Here is a 983-nt window from a genome sequence, read left to right on the forward strand (position 1 = left end):
AAACACCTTGTAACACTTCGCTACAAAACGGCCTGTTTTTCGGCGTGCAAGTTCTGTGATNTAGCTAAGCTGAAATTAAGCGCAAACGAAATGCAAAACATTTTAAAAAACGCGCTGCTTACAACGTGACGAAATATCTAATCGTGATGTTGTAGAGGCCACAAGCCTCGCTTAAAGCTGCATATAAGCAGCTTGCAGTTAAGAGCAGGAAGCAAGCAGTACAAGCAGTAAGTGCGAAAGTAGTAAATATGAAAGGTCTTTCGAAAGAGAGACAAACAAGATGGCCCTAAGGTCACGATATAAAAATTTAATTCAGCAATTTCAAAACTAAATAAGTGTTCGGAGATACTATCCATGAAAAACGTATTCAAAAAAGCAGCAATCGCAACAACTCTAGTTTCAGGTCTTGGCGCAGGTATGGCTCACGCTGATACTTTCCAGGCTCTACTTCAAATCGTTGAGCCACTTCAGTTGACTGAAAATACGCAAATGAACCTTGGTCAAATCGACCCTTCAGCTGATGCGGTAACTTGTACGCTAGCTGCAGGTGGTGCGCGTTCAGGTACTGGTTGTTTTGATGCAGCAACAAACGGTGTAGAAGGTGTTATAGACGTAGCAGGTACTGATGGTCTTACTTTTGACATCACGCTAGGTCAGTCTTCTTCAAACGGTATGACTTTCGTACCAGCAATGATCGACAACGGTGAAGCGGCACTATCTCTTACAGGTGTTACGCTACAGGCAGCTCACCAGTTGACGCTTGGTGGTACTTTGACAGTTGATAATGCAACGACTGCAGCGGCAGCGGCAGCTACTGCGACCTCAATCGATTACGATGTTTCTGTTGTATACAACTAAGCACTAGTTGTAGAGAAACATATAAAAGGCGCCTTGGGGCGCCTTTTTTTGTTGTACTGCACGATCAAAATCTTATCTGAAAAATTCTTTCTTCAAAGGCTGATCGGCAAAGCTTTGTTGTCCGA

The 983-nt window shown here is 43.3% G+C and carries 1 protein-coding gene; it reads left to right on the forward strand.

Features of this window, described 5'->3' with window-relative positions:
- Positions 1 to 354: 354 nt before the first annotated feature.
- A complete protein-coding gene (locus A3739_RS07045; protein WP_068500858.1) occupies positions 355 to 858 on the forward strand; it encodes a DUF4402 domain-containing protein in 504 nt (167 codons plus the stop codon).
- Positions 859 to 983: the final 125 nt, after the last annotated feature.

It is taken from the genome of Oleiphilus sp. HI0067 (genome assembly GCF_001635735.1).

Excerpts from the sequence above, each read along its gene's own strand:
- A3739_RS07045 (WP_068500858.1), top strand. The coding sequence starts at position 355 with ATGAAAAACGTATTCAAAAAAGCAGCAATCGCAACAACTCTAGTTTCA.